Annotated in this window: 13 protein-coding genes; 1 reads left to right on the plus strand and 12 read right to left on the minus strand. The window is 62.2% G+C overall.

From position 1 onward, the window contains the following. Positions 1-10: 10 nt before the first annotated feature. Together PMI24_RS03655 and argH are read right to left on the minus strand one after the other, a co-directional pair. A complete protein-coding gene (locus PMI24_RS03655; RefSeq protein ID WP_007951285.1) occupies positions 11-889 on the minus strand; it encodes an amino acid ABC transporter permease in 879 nt (292 codons plus the stop codon). A 61-nt stretch (positions 890-950) separates the two neighbouring features. Next, positions 951-2,378: an argininosuccinate lyase gene (gene argH, locus PMI24_RS03660; RefSeq protein ID WP_007951286.1), complete on the minus strand. Its 1,428-nt coding sequence runs from the start codon at positions 2,376-2,378 to the stop codon at positions 951-953. Positions 2,379-2,676: 298 nt separating this feature from the next. Here argH and PMI24_RS03665 point away from each other — a divergent pair, with 298 nt between their 5' ends. Then, positions 2,677-3,642 carry a LysR family transcriptional regulator gene (locus PMI24_RS03665; RefSeq protein ID WP_007951287.1) on the plus strand — a complete coding sequence of 322 codons (966 nt, stop codon included), beginning with the start codon at positions 2,677-2,679 and terminating at the stop codon, positions 3,640-3,642. Here PMI24_RS03665 and PMI24_RS03670 read toward each other — a convergent pair. Genes PMI24_RS03670 through arnB form a run of 10 tightly spaced genes read right to left on the minus strand, consistent with a single transcriptional unit; the run spans position 3,626 to position 14,585 of the window. Then, positions 3,626-4,153 carry a GNAT family N-acetyltransferase gene (locus PMI24_RS03670; protein WP_007951288.1) on the minus strand — a complete coding sequence of 176 codons (528 nt, stop codon included), beginning with the start codon at positions 4,151-4,153 and terminating at the stop codon, positions 3,626-3,628. The genes PMI24_RS03665 and PMI24_RS03670 overlap by 17 nt on opposite strands. Before the next feature lie 36 nt (positions 4,154-4,189). After that, positions 4,190-5,809 (minus strand): ArnT family glycosyltransferase, encoded by a 1,620-nt coding sequence (locus tag PMI24_RS03675; protein WP_007951289.1) that lies wholly within the window; start codon positions 5,807-5,809, stop codon positions 4,190-4,192. Then, a complete protein-coding gene (locus PMI24_RS03680) occupies positions 5,782-7,161 on the minus strand; it encodes a UDP-glucose dehydrogenase family protein (protein WP_007951290.1) in 1,380 nt (459 codons plus the stop codon). The genes PMI24_RS03675 and PMI24_RS03680 overlap by 28 nt, the downstream gene beginning before the upstream one ends. Beyond that, positions 7,158-7,562, minus strand: coding sequence for a 4-amino-4-deoxy-L-arabinose-phosphoundecaprenol flippase subunit ArnF (gene arnF / locus PMI24_RS03685; protein ID WP_007951291.1), 405 nt, complete (start codon positions 7,560-7,562; stop codon positions 7,158-7,160). The genes PMI24_RS03680 and arnF overlap by 4 nt, the downstream gene beginning before the upstream one ends. Continuing rightward, on the minus strand, positions 7,559-7,903 hold the full coding sequence (gene arnE, locus PMI24_RS03690) for a 4-amino-4-deoxy-L-arabinose-phosphoundecaprenol flippase subunit ArnE (protein WP_007951292.1): 345 nt from the start codon (positions 7,901-7,903) through the stop codon (positions 7,559-7,561). Before arnE ends, arnF begins: the two co-directional genes overlap by 4 nt. Then, positions 7,900-9,549 carry a lipid IV(A) 4-amino-4-deoxy-L-arabinosyltransferase gene (arnT, locus tag PMI24_RS03695; protein ID WP_007951293.1) on the minus strand — a complete coding sequence of 550 codons (1,650 nt, stop codon included), beginning with the start codon at positions 9,547-9,549 and terminating at the stop codon, positions 7,900-7,902. The genes arnE and arnT overlap by 4 nt, the downstream gene beginning before the upstream one ends. Beyond that, positions 9,546-10,430, minus strand: a complete 885-nt coding sequence (gene arnD, locus PMI24_RS03700) for a 4-deoxy-4-formamido-L-arabinose-phosphoundecaprenol deformylase (RefSeq protein ID WP_007951294.1) — start codon at positions 10,428-10,430, stop codon at positions 9,546-9,548. Before arnD ends, arnT begins: the two co-directional genes overlap by 4 nt. Beyond that, positions 10,430-12,421: a bifunctional UDP-4-amino-4-deoxy-L-arabinose formyltransferase/UDP-glucuronic acid oxidase ArnA gene (arnA, locus tag PMI24_RS03705; RefSeq protein ID WP_007951295.1), complete on the minus strand. Its 1,992-nt coding sequence runs from the start codon at positions 12,419-12,421 to the stop codon at positions 10,430-10,432. The genes arnD and arnA overlap by 1 nt, the downstream gene beginning before the upstream one ends. Then, positions 12,418-13,440, minus strand: a complete 1,023-nt coding sequence (gene arnC / locus PMI24_RS03710) for an undecaprenyl-phosphate 4-deoxy-4-formamido-L-arabinose transferase (RefSeq protein ID WP_007951296.1) — start codon at positions 13,438-13,440, stop codon at positions 12,418-12,420. Before arnC ends, arnA begins: the two co-directional genes overlap by 4 nt. Then, positions 13,437-14,585 (minus strand): UDP-4-amino-4-deoxy-L-arabinose aminotransferase, encoded by a 1,149-nt coding sequence (gene arnB, locus PMI24_RS03715; RefSeq protein WP_007951297.1) that lies wholly within the window; start codon positions 14,583-14,585, stop codon positions 13,437-13,439. Before arnB ends, arnC begins: the two co-directional genes overlap by 4 nt. Between the last annotated feature and the right edge of the window lie 440 nt (positions 14,586-15,025).

Consider the following 15,025-nt stretch of genomic DNA (forward strand, 5'->3'; position numbering starts at 1 on the left):
GTTCGACTCCTCAAGAACGCTTGCCGGCGCCGCGAGCGAAACGACGCTCCAGACGGCTTTGACCAAAGGACAGGACGGTGACGGTGGCCAGGTACCAGATACCGGCGACGATCAGCAGCTCCATGACCCGGGCGTTGGCGTAGTAGATGTTCTGGGCGTTGTAGAGCAGTTCCGAGTACTGGATGACGCTCGCCAGCGAGGTCATTTTCACCATGCCGATGAATTCGTTGCCGACCGGCGGAATGATGATCCGCATGGCCTGGGGCAGGATGATCCGGCGCAGCGCCTGCAGGCGCGGCATGCCGATCGACTTGGCTGCTTCGTACTGACCGGTGTCCACCGACAGCAGGCCGGCGCGCACCACTTCAGCGGTGTAGGCGCCCTGGTTGATGCTCAAGCCGAGCAGGGCGGCCACGAACGGGGTCATCAGGCTCACGGTGTCGAGTTCGAGCAGACCGGGAATGCCGATGGTGGGGAAGATCAGCGCCAGGTTGAACCACAACAGCAGTTGCAGAATCAGCGGCGTACCGCGAAACAGCCAGGTGTAGGTCACGGCCACGTAGCGCAGGATCGGGTTGGCCGACATGCGCATGATCGCGGTGATCACCCCGAACACGATGCCCAGCGCCATGGCCAGCACGGCCATGATGATCGTGTTGAACAGGCCCCACATGATCGCTTCGGAGGTGAGGAACTGGCCGATGTACGACCATTCGATCTTGCCTTCGGCGAAGGCCCGCACCAGGCCGATGATCGCGATGACGATCACGGTGGCGAAAAAGATCCGCCCGTAATAACGCCGTGGCACGTGCTGGTACTGGGTAATGTCGAACTGGTTTTCCGCCAGTTTGCGCTCCGCCTGGAGTCGTTCTGCCTGAGTCTGGCTCATGGTGTTTCTCCGTACACTGTACTTTTCGATCAACCCCCTCCCGGTGGGAGGGGGACCCGGCTTAGAGGCGGAAGCCCTGGTAGTTTTCGGTCCACTGTTGCTGCGCGGCGAGGGCGGTTTTCAGGCGGCCGATCTGCTCGCGAACCTGCTGCGGCGCGGTGCCGCCCCAACCGCTGCGGGCAGCGATGGCGGCTTCCAGGGTCAGGCTGTCACGCACGTCTGCCGTAAGGCGCGGGTCGATCTCGGCCAGCAACGCCGGCGAGGCTTCCCACAATTCGAGGTCGTGTTTTTCGCAGGCCTGAACTAGCGCCCCGGTGATTTCGTGCGCTTCCTTGAACGGCACGCCGCGCACCGCCAGCCAGTCGGCGACTTCGGTGGCGAGGGTGAAACCCAGCGGCGCCTGACGGCGCAGTTCCTCGACGTTGACGGTCATGGTCGCGACCATCCCGGCCATCGCCGGCAGCACCAGCAGCAGGGTGTCGACGCTGTCGAGCACGCCGTTCTTGTCTTCGCTCAGGTCGCGGTTGTACGACAGCGGCAGGGATTTGAGCGTCGACAGCAGGCCGGTCAGGTTGCCGATCAGACGCCCAGCCTTGCCCCGCGCCAGTTCGGCGATGTCGGGGTTTTTCTTCTGCGGCATGATCGAGCTGCCGGTGGCGTAGGCGTCGTCCAGATCGACCCAGCGGAACTGGCGCGATGACCACAGGCAGAACTCTTCGGCCAGACGCGAGATGTTGATCCCGAGCATGCTGGCGATGAACAGGAACTCGGCAACGTGATCGCGGCTGGCCACAGCGTCGATGGAGTTTTCGCAGACCCCGGCGTAGCCCATTTCCTTGGCCGACTGTTGCGGCTGACGAGCGATCGCGGAACCGGCCATGGCCGCAGCACCGAGGGGCGACAGCGAAGTGCGGGTGTCCCAGTCCACCAGTCGCTGCACGTCACGCAACATCGATTGCGCGTGGGCCAGCAAGTGGTGGGCGAACACGATCGGTTGCGCTTGCTGTAAGTGGGTGAAACCGGGGCAGATGCTTTCGACGTGCTGCTCGGCCTGATCCACCAGCGCCGTTTGCAGGGCCAGCACTTCCACGGCCAGGGTGCGGACGTGATCACGCAGGAACAGGCGCAGGTCGTTGGCGGTCTGGTCGTTGCGTGAACGGCCGGCGCGCAGCTTGCCGCCCAGTGCGCCGAGGCGTTCGGTCAGCAGGCGCTCGATGAAGGTGTGAACGTCTTCGTCGTCCAGGGTCGGGGCGATGCGCCCGGCAGCGAAATCGGCACCGATGCCGTCCAGGGCTTCGATCATCGTGCGGGTTTCCTGCTCGTCGAGCAGGCCGGCACGTTGCAGTTCCCCGGCGTGGGCCTTGGAGCCGGCCAGATCGTACGGCGTCAGGCGGAAATAGCGCTCGGGGCAACGGGACAGGGCCGCCAGGGCTGCGGACGGGCCGCTTTTGAAACGGGCACCCCAGAGACGGTCGGTGGTTTGAGACATTTGTTGTTTTCCTCGTCGGTAACGCGAACTGAAATCGGTGTGCTGGGCCCTGAATATCGCGCCAAACAATCAGCGGACGGAATCAGGCCAAAGCAGTTTTCAAGAGGGCAGTTGCAAAGAGACAAGAGCTGATCGAAGTGTCAGCTTTTAATGTTTGGCGATCAGTGAGTTGGCACTGATGTTCGGGATTTTTTGGCGGTTGCCAAGGCTTGTTTTCTGTGATCATTATTATTAGCCGGCGATGTTTTTGTTGTTGGACACAGATTGTTGAACATTGCGCCAGAGGTAAATCAGCATTATGGAAACCCCACTTTCCAATTCCGGAAACCCACCGGTCAAAACCGCTCACCGGGCACCTTTGGCCCTCAGCGGACTGGATTTCAAACTGCTCAAGGTGTTCAAGGCGGTGGTCGAGGCCGGCGGCTTCAGCGCGGCGCAGAACGAGCTGAACGTGGGCCTGGCCGCGATCAGCAAGCAGATTTCCGACCTGGAAATCCGCATCGGCATGCGGCTGTGCACCCGGGGGCGCGAAGGGTTTCACCTGACCGAAGAAGGGCGTCTGGTGTATCAGGCGTCGATCGATCTGTTTGCCTCGGTCGACAACTTTCGTGACCGGCTTAGTTCAGCGCAGAACGAACTTATCGGCGATCTCGGGGTGGGAGTGATCGATAACACTATTACCGACGATAATTCGCCGTTAGTTGCCGCGCTTAAAAAGATAAATGAACACTCGCCGAAAGTAAGGTTTCAACTTCAGGCAACCCAGTTGGATGAAGTGGAAAGAGGCGTGGTGGAAGGTCGCTTAGTTGCCGGAATAGTCCCGGTTTATCAAAAGCGTGAAGAGTTCGATTATTACCCACTCTATGAAGAACGCTCGCAGGCTTACTGCGCCGTCGGCCACCCGTTGTTCGAGATGCCGGCGGAGCAGATGGGCGGCAACGTGCTGCAGGAATACGAGTGCATCAACCATCGCTACGCGATCCATCGCGACAAGCTCAACTTCGCCCGCTACGACAGTTTTTCCGCGTCGGCGACCCAGGTCGAAGCCGTCGCGTTGCTGATCAAGACCGGGCGTTTCGTGGGCTTTCTACCGCAGCATTACGCCGCCACGCTGGTGGCCGCCGGGCAGTTTCGTGCGGTGTGCCCGGAGCTGATCCACTTCGACACGCCGTTCAATCTGATCCTGCGGCATAACACCGTGCGCAGTCCGTTGGTCAAGGCGTTTGCCCAGGCGCTGGGGGTTGATCTCAAGCCGACGGCGTGAGCACCAGGCGCATGGCGCAACGTCGCTCGCCGGGCAATCCGTGAGCGATTTCATCGCGCAATACATCGCTCAGACGTACGTCGCTGTCGTCGGCGTTCAATAGCGTAAAACCCATGCGTTGATAGAACGGCGCATTCCACGGCAGATCGCGAAACGTCGTCAGCGTCACCGCCCGAAGTTGCCACAGACGCGCCTGTTCAATCGCCGCCAACAGCAACTTGCGACCGACGCCCCGGCCCTGAAAGTGTTGGCTGACGGACAGTTCCTCAATGTGCAACTGTTGGTCGACAGTCACCGCCCTTAAAAAACCTGCAAGTTGCCCGTCATTGTTTTCCGCGACCCACAGTTCGCCCCGTTCAATGGCCGGTAAATGCGCCGACGCCTGCGGCACGGCGGCATCCGTCAGCCAGGCCAGTGAAGGGTCGAGGCGAAACAGTTCGGCGGCCGAGCGCTCGATGGCGGGGAGGGCGATGGCATCGGCTGCCAGGGCCTGTCGCACGGTAAAGGTCATCAGTCAGCGGTCCCTGTCGAAATCACGTCGCGCAGGTTAAGGCGTCAGCCACAGCAACACATAATCGTTTTTGTCGAAACGCCCGCTCAGCACCGGCCGCAGCGTTCCGAGCGGCGTGCCTTGCAGAGCCTGCAAGTCGCTGCGATCCATCATCAGCCACGCCGGCCCCTTGAGCGCTTCGAGCGCTTGCGTGGTTTCAGTGAACAGCGGTTGCAGATCCTGCTCGACGTTGACCATGAACTTGATCGCCTTGGCGTCCTTGCCCATGCCATGCAGCACCAGCGGCGCGGGTTGCTCGTGGATCCGCGCCAGCGCCGCCTGGCTGAAGGTCCGCGTGTCATAGAGCTGGCGCTCCACCGGCTCGAACACCAGCACATACGCCGACCAGACCGCCAAAACAGCGCTGAACGCGAGGACTTCCGTTCGCCAGCGCGGCAGCCACAACCGTGACAAAGCGGCCAGTTGCAGGAAGCCCAAGACGGTGAACACCAGCGTCAGGTCGGTCAACGACTCGGGAAACCGTCGCTTCGCCACCCACAACAAGACGATCAACAATGCGGAAATCAACAACCACAATCCCTGCATGCCGACGCGCAGCCAGGCAAACACCCGTCCGTGCAACACCTGAAACGGATACGCCGCAATGATCGCCGCCATGGGCAGCATCGGCAGCAAATAACGGGCCTTTTTCGCCTGGGGAATCGACAGCCCGAGCATCACGATCAATCCCGCCGCGGCGCAATACTGCACCAGGCGCAAGGCCGGGCCGCGTTGCCGGGGCTTGCTCAGCCACGCCGCTGCCAGTGCCAGCAAGGCCAGCGGATACGCCAGCGCGTAGTTGCCCAGTGAACTGGTGAAGTAATACAGCGAGCCGCTGACGCCTTCGCTGCCGTCCATGCGCCCCATGAACTGCATGCGGATCACGTCCTGCCGAAACGCCGGCCCGCCGCTGACCTCCGCCAGCCACAACAACAGCCCGACGCAGGCCGCCAGCAACAGCGAAGCCAGCACGCCGAAGATCAACAGGCGCGACCATTGACGATCCAGCAGGTAGTAACTGCACAGCATGCCGGTCGGCACCACCAACCCGATCGGCCCGCGAATGCCGAACCCCAGCAGCAACAGAATGAACACCAGCGGCCAGCGTCGTCCGGCAGCGAAATGGTCATGGGCATAGCCGAGGTAGAACACCGAGAACGCCACGGCGGCGAGCATCAGGTCCTGCGACACCGCACGGGTCTCGGTGATGAAGGTGCTGGTGAGCATCAGCAACGCGATGCTGACCACCGCCCAGCGCACGGACGAAGGCGCGAGCAAGCGATACATCAACGTTACGATTACCGCGCCGGCCACTGCGCTAGGCAGCCACGCCGTCAGGCTGTTGACCGTCCCGAACGGCAACGACAACAGCCAGATGAACAAGGTCGAGAGCGACGAATAATCGGCGTACGGCTCACCATAGGTGGTGGGAAACACACTGGGCCCGTGGCGGAGCATTTCCTGGGCGAACAACACGAAGCGCGAGTCGAAACCGATGGGTGCCTGCCCGTACACGCCGGCGATGAACAGCAAAAACGCCAGCAGCCCTGCGATCAGGGACTGCCGGCGCAGGGCAGGGGTTAAACCGATCAAGCCACGTCCGAGGCGTGCGGCCATTGCTGCAACGGAATCGGCAGGGTGCGCGATTCGCCACGGCCCATCGGGAAGTAATGGAAGCCGTTGCGGGCCAGACGTTCGGCGTCGTACAGGTTACGACCGTCGAAGATTACCGGGGCCTTGAGGCGTTGCTGGATCAGGTCGAAATCCGGCGCCTTGAACTGCTGCCATTCGGTGCAGATGATCAGCGCGTCGGAACCGGCGAGTACCGATTCCGGGGTGCCCATCAGCATCAGTTTTGATTCTTCCGGGTACAGATGCTGGGTTTCCTGCATCGCTTCCGGGTCAAACGCCCGCACGCTGGCGCCGGCGGCCCACAACGACTCCAGAAGAACCCGGCTCGGTGCATCGCGCATGTCGTCGGTGTTCGGCTTGAACGCCAGGCCCCACAGGGCGAAGGTCTTGCCGCGCAGTTCGCCCTTGTAGAACGCGTTGATGCGTTCGAACAGCTTGTGTTTCTGCCGCTGGTTGATCGCTTCCACCGCTTGCAGCAAATCGCTGGAGCAGTGCGCCTCTTCGGCGCTGTGGATCAGGGCACGCATGTCTTTGGGGAAACACGAACCGCCGTAACCGCAACCGGGGTAGATGAAGTGGTAGCCGATGCGGCTGTCGGCGCCGATGCCCTGGCGCACCGATTCGATGTCCGCGCCCAAGTGTTCGGCCAGTTCGGCGATCTGGTTGATGAAGCTGATCTTGGTCGCCAGCATGCAGTTGGCGGCGTACTTGGTCAGTTCGGCGCTGCGCAGGTCCATGAACATGATGCGGTCGTGGTTGCGGTTGAACGGCGAGTACAGGTCACGCATCACGTCGCGCACTTCTTCGCGCTCGCAGCCGATGACGATCCGGTCTGGCCGGCGGCAATCGGCGACCGCGGAACCTTCCTTGAGAAATTCCGGGTTGGACACGATATCGAACTGCAACAGGCGCCCGGCCTTGATCAGCGCTTTGTCCAGGTGGGTGCGCAAGGTGTCGCCGGTGCCGACAGGTACGGTGGATTTCTCCACCAGAATCAGCGGTTTTTCACGGTGACGGGCCACGGCGTCGCCCACCGACAGCACGTAACGCAGGTCGGCCGAACCGTCCTCTTTCGACGGGGTGCCGACGGCAATGAACGCGACCTTGCCGTGCTGCACCGCGAGTTTTTCATCGCAGGTGAATTGCAGGCGTCCGGCGTCCAGGCCCTCGCGGACCAGACCGGCCAGCCCCGGCTCGAAGATGCTGACGTGGCCCTGGCGCAGCAGCTCGACTTTTTTCTCGTCGATGTCCATGCACACCACGTCATGGCCGACTTCGGCCAGCACGGCGGCCTGCACCAGGCCGACATAACCGCTACCAAACACTGTGATTTTCATGGCGAACTCCTCAATTCGGGCGCACGGGCCGGACGAGTGTTGATGGTGATGACCCCGAGCATGACCAGCGCCACGCCCAGTGATTTAGAGAAACTGAAGGATTCGTTGAACAGCGGCAGGCTGGCCGCCAGCAGGTACACCAGCGCATAGCTGATGCTCAGCAGCGAATAGGCCCGGCCCAGCGGCAGATCGCGCAGGGCGGCGAGCCAGCAGAGCATCGACAGCGCGTAGGCGAAGATCGCCGCGAGCACCACGGCCAGCGCGACTGAATCGACGCTGGGCGCGGCCAGCCACTGATCCGGCCGAGGCAGGCGCGTCATGCTCCAACGCATGCTCAGTTGCGCCATGCTGACCAGCAGCACGCTGGCCAGGGCGAAGAAGATTCCACGACGCTGGTTCATGACTGTTGCCCCAACAGCGCCACGCCACCGATGACCAGAAACACGCCGAACCAGTGTTGAACGTCGACGGGCTCCTTGAACACGAAGCGGGCGATCAAGGTGATGATCACGAAGTTGAGGCTGAGCATCGGGTAGGCGATGCCGACCGGCAGGCGCTGCAACACCAGCAGCCACACCAGCAGACCGGTGCCGAGGGCAAACAGCGCCAGCCACAGCCACGGCGATCGCAGTTTGCGCGACCACGACAGGCTCGCACCGCGCCAGCTCTCGACGGCGAATTTCTGCGCGACCTGGCCCAGGCAGGTCAGCAGGCAGGCGAGCAACAGCAGCCACAGGCTCATGACGCCTCCTGCGGAAGAATCACGATCACCAGATTGCCTTGCTCATAACGGACGCCGTCCTTGGGCAGTCTGTCGAGTTCGTCCAGTTCGTCTTGCCCCTTGACCCGCATCAGCACGCCGACCGAACCGGTCTTGCGGGCTTCGCGCATCCACTGTTGCACCTGATCGGGATCGACCCGTTGGTGAATGCCATCAGGATAGGCAAGGCCATATTTCAATTCGCCTATCGTGTTGTACATCGCCACCTGCGGGCGTTTGACTCGCCAGGACAGGGCCGACGCGGCGCCCAGGTCGTTGCTCAACAGGTGCGTGGTGGCCGCCAGTTCCGTCTGGTGGGCGAGTACGAATTGGTCGGGCATCTTGTTCGCCACCACCGATTTGGGCAGCGCCGCCGGCAGCAATGCGATCAGCAGCAGGCTCCCCACCGCCGGCGCCGCCCAGCATTGCAACGGGCGGAAGGCCTGCAGCAGGTTGCTGATGATCCAGCCGGTCAGGGCGATGAACACCAGAACCAGGCTGTGCAATTCATGGTCGTACAGCGGACGCTTCAACTGCACGTAAACCAGTCCGATCAACGTGACCAGTCCCAGCAACAGGTTCAGCAGGCCATTGAGGCCCAGCGCCCGGCCTTGCTCCAGACGCAAGCGATCGGCCAGCGCATGGCCCAGCAGCAACGCCAGAGGCAGCAGGCACGGCAGGATGTAGGTCGGCAGCTTGCCGTTGCTCAGGCTGAAGAACAGCAGCGGCATCAGCAGCCACAGGCCGAGAAACGCGATGCCGGTTTCGCGGCGGGTGTGCCACGCCTGCTTCAGCGCCACCGGCAACATTCCGACCCACGGCAGACTGAACGCCACCAGCAGCGGCAGGTAGAACCACCACGGCGCGTCATGCTGGGCATCGTCCCCGGCAAAGCGGCGGATGTGCTCGTGCCAAAAGAAGAACCGCCAGTAATCCGGTTCCTGACCGTGCACCGCCAACACCCACGGCAGGCTGACGATGATCGCCACCGCAATGGCCAGCGGGCCGTACAGCAGCAATTCCTTCCAGCGTTTTTGCCAGAGCATCCACGGCAAAGCGATCAGCACCGGCAGCAGCCAGGCGAGAAAACCCTTGGTCATGAACCCCATGCCGCACGCCAGGCCCAACACCGCCCAACCGGCCAGGCGCTGACCGTTGGCGCGGCTGTCGAGGGCAAACCACAGCGCCACCAGACTCAGGTTGACCCAGAAGGTGAATTGCGGATCGAGGTTGGCGTAACCAGCCTGGCCGGCGACGATGACGAAGCTCATGTAGAGCAGGGCGCAGACGAAGCTTTTGCGCGGGTCATTCCATAAACGGCGAGCGATGAGGAAGCACAGCAGCACGCTCAGCCCGGTGCTCAGGGCCGAGGCAAACCGCACGCCGAACAGGTTCTGGCCGAACACGGCCTGCCCGAGGGCGATCATCCAGTAACCGGCCGCCGGTTTTTCGAAGTAACGCAGGTTCATGAAATGCGGCGACACCCAGTTGCCGCTCAGCAGCATTTCCTGGCTGATCTGCGCATAACGGGTTTCATCGGGAATCCACAAACCATGACTGCCCAGCGGCAGCAGATAGGCCAGCAGGAAAATCCCCAGCAACAGCGGCAATGCCCAGCGTTTGCTCATGTGCCTTGCACTCCCAGCCAGCCTTCGCGGCCTTCGAGGGCACCGCGTTGCACACGGCCGACGGGCAGGGTGTTGAGAAACGCGGGCAGCAGATTGCCCAAGGGCTGAAAGTGGATATGTCGCTGGCGCGCGTCGGCCAGCAGTCGACGAAAGTCTTCTGCCATCAGAATCCCTTCTACTTCGGCGTGAATGGTGTAGACGTTGAGGTTGTCCGGGCGGAACCGGTCGAGGATGAAGGCGTTGAAATCCTTCGCCGCCACACTCGGCCCGACCACTTCATCGAAGGTCGGCAAGTCCACCGGAATCTGCGGCGCACCGACCGAGCCGTCAGACAGCAACGGGCGGAACAGCCGCTGCCCACGGCAATCGCTGTTGTAGCGAAAGCCGAAGGCCTGTTTGGCTTCGATCACACGCTCGTCCGCACGCCAACCGGCGGCGGCGGAACACATGACCTTTTCGCCAAGAATGTCACTCAAGGTGTCGACGCCCTGACGGATCTGCTCGACCAGTTGCGCATCGCTCCAGCGCCCGGCATTGGCCTGCCAGCCGTGGTGATCCCAGGCGTGCAGGCCGACCTCGTGGCCGGCGGCCCGGGCCTGACGCATCAGGTGCCCGAGGTCGCGGCCGATCGGTTTGCCCGGCCACGCCGTGCCGGCTAGCAGGATGTCCCAGCCGTACAGGCCGGCGGCGTTGGAGCGCAGCATTTTCCAGAGGAACTGCGGACGGATCAGGCGCCACAGGTGCCGACCCATGTTGTCCGGGCCGACACTGAAGAAAAACGTCGCCTTGATCTGCGCTTCATCGAGAATTTCCAGCAAGCGCGGCACGCCTTCGCGGGTGCCGCGAAAGGTGTCGACATCGATGCGCAAACCGGCCTGCATCAACGCTTGCTCTCGATTTCGGCCATTGCTTCACGCAGGAAGAAGTCGAGCGTGTTGCCGATGGTCTCGCGCATTTCCACGGTCGGTGTCCAGTCCAGCAGGCGCTTGGCGTTGGCGATGCTCGGTTTGCGGTGCTCGACGTCCTGGTAACCGGCGCCGTAGAACGCCCTGCTTTCCACGTCGCGGAAACCGGCGAACGGCGGGAAGTTGGAACGCAGCGGATGAGCCTCGAACTGGCGCAACAGTTCTTCGCCCAACTGACGAATGCTCGCTTCGTTGTCCGGGTTGCCGATGTTGATGATCTGGCCGTTGCAGACGTCGTTGTCGTTATCGATGATCCGCGCCAGCGCCTCGACGCCATCGGCGATGTCGGTGAAGCAGCGTTTCTGCTCGCCGCCGTCGAACAGGCGGATCGGCGTGCCTTCCACCAGATTGAGGATCAATTGGGTGATGGCCCGGGAGCTGCCGATACGCGCCGAATCGAGGCGATCCAGCCGTGGACCCATCCAGTTGAAGGGACGGAACAGGGTGAAGTTCAGGCCTTTGGCGCCGTAGGCCCAGATCACCCGGTCCAGCAGTTGCTTGGAGACCGAGTAGATCCAGCGCTGCTTGTTGATCGGGCCGACGATCAGGTTCGAGCTGTCCTCGTCGAAGTGCTTGTCCTGGCACATGCCATAGACTTCCGAGGTCGACGGGAAAATCACGCGCTTGTTGTATTTGACGCAGTAGCGCACCAGTTTCAGGTTTTCTTCGAAGTCGAGCTCGAACACCCGCAGCGGATTGCGCGTGTATTCGATCGGCGTGGCGATGGCCACCAGTGGCAGGACCACGTCGCATTTCTTGATGTGGTACTCGATCCACTCCGAGTGAATGCTGATGTCGCCTTCGACGAAGTGAAAACGCGGGTGGCTGCGCAGGCGGTCGATGGCGTCGGAGCCGATGTCCAGGCCATAGACTTCGTAGCGCTCGTCGCGCAGCAGGCGCTCGGACAAATGGTTGCCGATGAAACCGTTGACGCCGAGGATCAGCACCCGCGTGCGGCGCGGGCCACGACCGGACTCGGCGCCGCGCAGCAGCGAGCCGTCCACCAGACCGAGTTCATTGGCCAGTTGCGGGCCGCTCAGGTACAGGCCGTTGTCGTTGCGCTGGCCGGCGTTGATCACCAGCGAGTCTTCACCGCAGGCGATGCGCAGCGGGTCGACGCTGATGACCCGGCCCGGCGCCTGGCCTTCGTTGCCCTTGACCACGTCGGCGCTCCAGACGATCAGCTTGTGCTCACCCACGGCGCAGAAGGCGCCGGGGTAAGGCTGAGTCACGGCCCGTACGAGGTTGAACAGTTTTTCCGCCGGTTGGGCCCAGACCAGTTTGCCGTCCGCCGCGGTGCGACGGCCGAACACCGTGGCTTTGGATTCGTCTTGCGGGGTTTCGGTGATTTTGCCTTGAAGCATCGCCGGCAGTGCATCGCGCAGCAGGTCGCTGGCGGCGATCCGCAGTTTGCCGTGCAGGCTCAGCGCGGTGTCGCTGCGTTCGATGGCCACACGCTGTTGGGCGAGGATGGCGCCGGCGTCGGCGCGCTTGACCATGCGGTGCAGGGTGACGCCGGTCTCGGTTTCGCCGTTGACCAGCACCCAGTTGGCCGGGGCGCGACCACGGTAGCGTGGCAGCAGGGAGCCGTGCAGGTTGAACGCGCCTTTTTTGGCGGTGGCCAGCAAGGGCTCGCTCAGCAGGTTGCGATAGTAGAAGGAGAAGATGTAATCCGGATTGAGCTTGGCAATCCGCTCGATCCACAACGGATGGTTGGCGTCTTCCGGTGCATGAACCGCGATGCCTTTGTTGGCGCACAGTTGCGCGACCGAGGCGTAGAACGCGTTTTCCTGCGGGTCATCGGCATGGGTGAACACCGCGGCAATGTCGTAGCCGCTGTCGAGCAGGGCTTGAATGCCGGCGCAGCCAATATCGTGGTAAGCGAAGACAACGGTTTTTGCGCTCATGAGAGAACCTGATCGGACGTGGAGTTGGAAGTGAGGCCGTCAACGGTGATGGCGGGGGCCGGCGAGGCGGGGTGGCCGCGCAGGACCTTTTCGATGAAGAAACGCGGGCGGGCGCGCACGTCGCTGTACATGCGCCCCAGGTATTCGCCCAGCAGGCCCATGCCGATGAACTGGCCACCGGTGAACACGAACAGCACAGCGAACAGCACGAACAGGCCATCACCGGCCCATCCGGCACCAAAGGCCAGGCGCATGACGATCAACGCCGCCGCGAACAGCACGCCGAGCCCGGCCATGGCGAAACCGACGATGCTCAACAGGCGCAGAGGCGTGGTGGTCATGCAGGTGATCAAGTCGAACATCAGGTTGATCAGGCGCATCGGGCTGTATTTCGAATCACCGTGTTCGCGTTCGGCGTGGGCCACGGTGATTTCCGTGGTGTGGCGGGCGAAGCTGTTGGCGAGGATCGGAATGAACGTGCTGCGTTCGCGGCAGGCGAGCATCGCGTCGATGATGGTGCGGCGGTAGGCGCGCAGCATGCAGCCGTAGTCGCTCATGGCGACGCCGGTGGAGCGCTGCACCGCGAGGTTGATGAGTTTCGACGGATAGCGGCGCAGGGCCGAATCCTGACGATTGCCGCGCACGGTGCCGACCACGTCAAAACCTTTTTCAGCCTCGGCCACCAGACGCGGGATTTCTTCCGGCGGGTTCTGGAGGTCGGCGTCGAGGGTGATCACCACGTCGCCCTTGCACTGTTCGAAACCGGCCATGATCGCCGCGTGCTGGCCGTAGTTGCGGTTGAGGATGACCGCGACGAACGGGCTGTCCACGACGGACGCGGCGTCTTCGAGCAGTTGCGCGGAGGCGTCGCGGCTGCCGTCGTCGACCAGCACGATTTCGTAGTCATGCCGCAATTGCTGGCAGGCGGCCTGGGTACGGCGCAGCAGTTCCGGCAGGCTGTCTTCTTCGTTGTAGACCGGGATGACGATCGACACGCAATGAATCGGATAAGGTCTCACGGGCGTTTCCCCATCAGGTGTTCAATGGCCCAGACGACCCGGTCCAGATCCTGGTCGGTCATGTCGGGAAACAAGGGAATCGAGCACAGCCGCGCCGAGTTCCACTCGGTGTCGGGCAGGTACAGGTGCGGGTCACGCTGGCGATACCAGGTGTGCAGGTGGGTGGCGATGAAATGGATGCCGGTGCCGATGCCTTGCTCCTGCAAACCCTTCATGAAGGCTTCGCGGTCGATGCCGCAGCGCTCGCTGTCGATGCGCAGGATGAACAGGTGCCAGGCGTGCTGTTGGGCGTATGGCGGCACGGCCAGCGGTTGCACCGGCAGGCCTTCGAGTTTTTGCAGGTATTGCGTGGCCAGTTCGGTGCGGCGGGCGTTGATCGCGTCCAGACGCTCCAGTTGCACCAGCGCAATCGCGGCGTTGATGTCGGCCAGGTTGTATTTGAAACCGGGCTCGATCACCTGGGCCTGGGGTTTGCGGCCGTGGGTCAGGCGGTCGTAGGCATCGACACCGAGGCCATGAAACTTGAGCATGCGCACACGGTTGGCCAAGGCTTCGTCGTCGGTGACGAACATCGCGCCTTCGGCGCAGGTCATGTTCTTGATCGCGTGGAACGAGAAGATCGCGGTGCCTTGCGAGCCCACGTGGCGGCCCTTGTAGCGGGTGCCGGCGGCATGGGCGGCGTCTTCGATCACGGCGATGCCGTGCTTGTCAGCCAGCGCGTAGAGCGGATCAAGGTCGAACGCGGCGCCGGCGTAATGCACGGGAATGATCGCTTTGGTGCGCGGGGTGATGGCGGCTTCGATGCGCGCGGCGTCGGTCATCAGGGTGTCGCGGTCGACATCGACGAACACCGGCGTGGCGCCGAGCAGGGAAATCATGTTGGCGGTGGACACCCAGGTCTGCGACGGGGTGATGACTTCGTCGCCGGGGCCGATTCCCAGCGCCAGTAAAGTTACATGCATGGCACCGGTGGCCGAGGAAAGTGCCACGGCGTGCCGACTGCCGACATAGTTGCCGAAGTGTTCTTCCAATGCCTGATTCTTCGGCCCGGTGGTGATCCAGCCCGAACGCAATACTTGTTCGACGGCGGCAATTTCTTCTTCGCCGATACTGGGGCGGGAAAACGGGAGAAACGCTTGACTCATAAGAACCTCGGGGCGACAGCCATCCTTCAGCCAATTGTCTGAAAAACACGTGTTTTCAAGGGTTTGAAGTACCACCCGGGGAATGCCTGATTGACTTTTGCGTCCCCGGACGGCACGTTGTGAGCCATTCGGGGCCCACCGGATGCATTTAAGGTTATGCGCGTTTTTGTGAAAGGAACATGAAAAAGCGGTTGGCAAATCGTCTATCTGAAACTTATACAGCCACCGTTCAGACTTCTTCCGTTCATCGGCGTTTTTAGTAGAAAAGTCCTACAGAAGTGCCCCGTCTTATTTAAGTTTTGTTGCCGTTTTTAGTTGTTTTGTTGAACTGTTTCTTATTCAAGGCCGTTTCGTTTGATTGACTTGTCGAGTACTGAATCCTCACCCTCCAACAGCAATCCGCTGACTGTTTATCTGGCGCGCCTGGCGCCCTCCAGCCA

It is taken from the genome of Pseudomonas sp. GM25 (assembly GCF_000282255.1).
Lineage (GTDB): Bacteria > Pseudomonadota > Gammaproteobacteria > Pseudomonadales > Pseudomonadaceae > Aquipseudomonas > Aquipseudomonas aphyarum.